This window comes from Streptomyces sp. NPDC006610 (assembly GCF_040611575.1).
GTDB lineage: Bacteria > Actinomycetota > Actinomycetes > Streptomycetales > Streptomycetaceae > Streptomyces.
This window is the reverse complement of sequence record NZ_JBEXOP010000090.1, coordinates 1-4042: the sequence shown is the minus strand read 5'-3', so window position 1 is coordinate 4042 and position 4042 is coordinate 1. Positions and strand designations below refer to the sequence as shown.

Sequence of the window (4042 nt, the reverse complement as noted above, 5' to 3'; positions counted from 1 at the left end):
GCCGACGGTCCACAGACCGAAGGTGAACTTGTCATCGGGGGTGGGCTGGTACGTCATGCCACGGCTCCTTGCTCGCTGACTATTTCGTCATGGCGCTTAACAAATTAATGGGTCGAGGCACCGCTGGGAAGGACCGAGGGGACTCCACGCGCCGGACGGCGTCGACCACGACAGGGTCCGACGCCCTCCAGTGCAGGTCCACCCCCCTCTCCCTTTGTCCATCCGCAGGCAAAAGTTAGAGATTTCTTTGCACAAGGGGTTACACCACGAGTAGAAGGACACTAACTTCTGTGACTCAAGTCGGTGATACGCCTGTAACCCGGCTTAACGGCGCGTCGGCGCGCGCCGCGGGAGCATCGGCGCGACGGCGCGCGCCGGTGCTCCCCTCGTCAGGACTGATCACGTCCTGCTGTCCACCCCACACCTCCGGAGACGTTTGTGCGCACAACTCTGCTCAGACCCAAACTCGTCCGCTCATTGGCACTGGCGGTGGTGTGTGCCGTCGGCTGCCTGACACCGGGAACCGCCGCTGCCGCGCCGGAACCGGCCGACGCCTCAGCGGCGGCGATAGGAGCCTTCCAGCAGGTCACGCTCGCCAAGGGACCGACCGAAGTGGGCGAGCCCATGACCATGGTCGTGCTGCCGGACCGTTCCGTGCTGCACACCTCGCGGGACGGCACCCTGCGGCTCACCGACGAGTCCGGCACAACCAAGGTCGCAGGCAAGCTCGATGTCTACAGCCACGACGAGGAAGGCCTGCAGGGCATAGGCGCGGACCCTGACTTCGCCACCAACCGCTTCGTCTACCTCTACTACGCCCCCAAGCTGACCACCCCCGGCGGTGACGCCCCGTCGGAAGGGTCGGCCGCCGACTTCGCCGCGTTCGAAGGCGTCAACCGGCTCTCCCGGTTCGTGCTGAAGACGGACGGCACACTGGATCTGACCAGCGAGAAGAAGATCCTCGACGTGCCCGCCACCCGCGGCATGTGCTGCCACGTCGGCGGGGACATCGACTTCGACGCGGCGGGCAACCTGTACCTGTCGACCGGCGACGACACCAACCCGTTCGCCTCGGACGGCTACACCCCCATCGACGAGCGCGCCTCCCGCAACCCGGCCTACGACGCCCAGCGTGCCTCCAGCAACACCAACGACCTGCGCGGCAAGGTCCTGCGCATCAAGGTCAACGCCGACGGATCGTATTCCGTCCCGGCCGGCAACCTCTTCCCGCCCGGCACCGACAAGACCCGGCCCGAGATCTACGCCATGGGCTTCCGCAACCCCTTCCGGATGAGCGTCGACAAGGCCACCGGCATCGTCTACCTCGGCGACTACGGCCCCGACGCCGGCGCCGCCAGCGCCTCGCGCGGCCCTGAGGGGCAGGTCGAGTTCAACCGGATCACCAAGGCGGGCAACTACGGCTGGCCGTACTGCACCGGCAAGAACGACGCCTACACCGACTTCGACTTCGCCACCGGGGCCTCCGGCGCCAAGTTCGACTGCGCGGCCCCGAAGAACACCTCGCCGCGCAACACCGGCCTGACCGACCTGCCGCCCGCCCAACCCGCCTGGATCCCCTACACGGGCAACTCCGTACCGGAGTTCGGCGACGGCTCCGAGTCCCCCATGGGCGGCCCCGTCTACCGCTACGACGCGGACTCCACCTCCGAGGTGAAGTTCCCGCAGGAGTACGACGGCGACTTCTTCGCCGGCGAGCTCGGCCGCCGCTGGATCAAGCGGATCGAGTCCGGCTCCGACGGGACCGTGCAGTCCATCAACGCCTTCCCCTGGACCGGGACCCAGGTGATGGACATGGCCTTCGGCCCGGACGGCGCCCTCTACGTCCTCGACTACGGCACCGGCTTCTACAGCGGCGACGAGAACTCGGCCCTCTACCGCATCGAGCACGTCACCGACGGGCACTCTCCGACCGCCCAGGCCAAGGCAGACGTCACCTCCGGCCGGGCGCCTCTGACCGTCTCCTTCTCCTCGGCAGGCAGTTCGGACCCGGAGGGGGAGAACCTGAGCTACTCCTGGGCGTTCGGTGACGGCGCGACCTCCACTGCCGCCAACCCCTCGCACACCTACACCGCCAACGGCCAGTACACGGCCACGTTGAAGGTCACAGACACCGCCGGCAAGTCCGCCACGGCGTCCGTCCGGATCACCGTGGGGAACACCGCCCCCACGGTGAAGATCGACCTGCCCGCGGACGGAAGCATCCACGACTTCGGCGACGCCATCCCGTTCAAGGTCACGGTGACCGATCCCGAGGACGGCGCCGTCGACTGCTCCAAGGTCAAGGTCTCGTTCATCGTCGGCCACGACAGCCACGGCCACCCGCAGACCTCGGCCACCGGCTGCAGCGGCACCCTGCAGACCCTCGCCGACGGCGAACACGACCCCAACGCCAACATCTTCGGCGTCGTGGACGCCGAGTACACCGACAAGGGCGCGAACGGCCAGCCCGCGCTGACCACCCACGACCAGCGCATCGCCCAGCCCAGCCACCGGCAGGCCGAGCACTACGGTGACTCCTCCGGTGTCCAGGTCACCGCCCACGGCCCTGCCCACGGCGGCAAGACCGTCGGCTACATCGAGAACGGCGACTGGATCTCCTTCAAGCCCTACGTCCTCGGCAACACCGCCAAGTTCACGGCGCGGGTCTCCTCCGCGGGAGCGGGCGGCACCATCGAGGTGCGGGCCGGGTCCCCGACCGGCACCGTGCTCGGCACGGCGACCGTCCCGGTGACCGGCGGCTGGGAGACCTTCCAGGACGTGACCACCGACCTGTCGCATCAGCCCACCGGGTCAACCTCCCTGTTCCTGGTCTTCAAGGGCGGCGCCGGCTTCCTGTTCGACGTGGACGAGTTCTCCTTCACCAAGACCGCCGGCGGCCCGCGCACGGGTGAGGTGAAGGGCGTCAACGGCAAGTGCCTGGACGTGCAGGGCGGCAACAGCGCCGACGGCACCGGTATCCAGCTGTGGGGCTGCTGGGGCGGAGCCAACCAGCAGTGGACCCTGGCCGACGACGGCAGCATCCGCAGCCTGGGCAAGTGCCTGGACGTGGACGGCGCCGGCACCGCCGACGGTACCAAGATCCACCTGTGGACCTGCCACGGCGGAGCCAACCAGAAGTGGACACCCCAGCCCGACGGCAGCATCCGCAGCACCCACTCCGGCAAGTGCCTCGACGCATCCGGAGCCACCTGGAACGACGGCACCAAGATCCACCTGTGGACCTGCCACAACGGCCCCAACCAAAAGTGGACCCTGGCCTAGAGAGGAGGCGACCACACATGCACGCTCGACTCAAAGCGGCCGTCGGCCTGTTGGCCGGCTGTACGCTCTGGATGACACCCCAGGCCCAGGCCATGCCCGTCGGTGACCAGCAGGCCGAGGCGTCGTCACGGACGGCGGCTGCCGCCGATCCCGCCTACGACGTCCTGGTCTTCTCCAGGACCGCCGGTTTCCGGCACTCCTCCATCGGAGCCGGTGTCACGGCGCTGCGCGAACTCGGCGCGGCCAACAACTTCACCGTCGACGCCACCGAGGACCCCGCCGCCTTCACCACCGGCAACCTCGCCCGGTACGAGGCCGTCGTCTTCCTCTCCACCACCGGCGACGTGCTCGGGGCCGCCCAGCAGACGGCGTTCGAGCAGTACATCAAGGGCGGCGGCGGATACGTCGGCATCCACGCCGCGGCCGACACCGAGTACGACTGGCCCTTCTACGAGGGACTGGCCGGCGCCCTCTTCCACTCCCACCCTCCCACCCAGTCCGCCACCGTGAAGGTCGAGGACCGGGCCCACGACGCCACCGCCCACCTCGGCAGCACCTGGCAGCGCACCGACGAGTGGTACGACTACCGCTCCAACCCGCGCGCCACCGCCCATGTGCTGGCCTCCCTCGATGAGTCCAGCTACTCCGGCGGCAACATGTCCGGGGACCACCCGATCGCCTGGTGCAAGGACTACCAGGGCGGCCGCGCCTTCTACACCGGCGGCGGCCACACCGACGAGTCCTACACCGAACCCGCGTT

The 4042-nt window shown here is 68.6% G+C and carries 2 protein-coding genes; both read left to right on the top strand.

From position 1 onward, the window contains the following. The first annotated feature begins 438 nt into the window (after positions 1–438). Positions 439–3282, top strand: coding sequence for a lectin (locus tag ABZY13_RS33380; RefSeq protein WP_356637557.1), 2844 nt, complete (start codon positions 439–441; stop codon positions 3280–3282). A gap of 17 nt (positions 3283–3299) precedes the next feature. Then, positions 3300–4042, top strand: a 743-nt coding sequence (locus ABZY13_RS33375) for a ThuA domain-containing protein (protein ID WP_356637555.1), incomplete at its 3' end; no start/stop codon positions are given.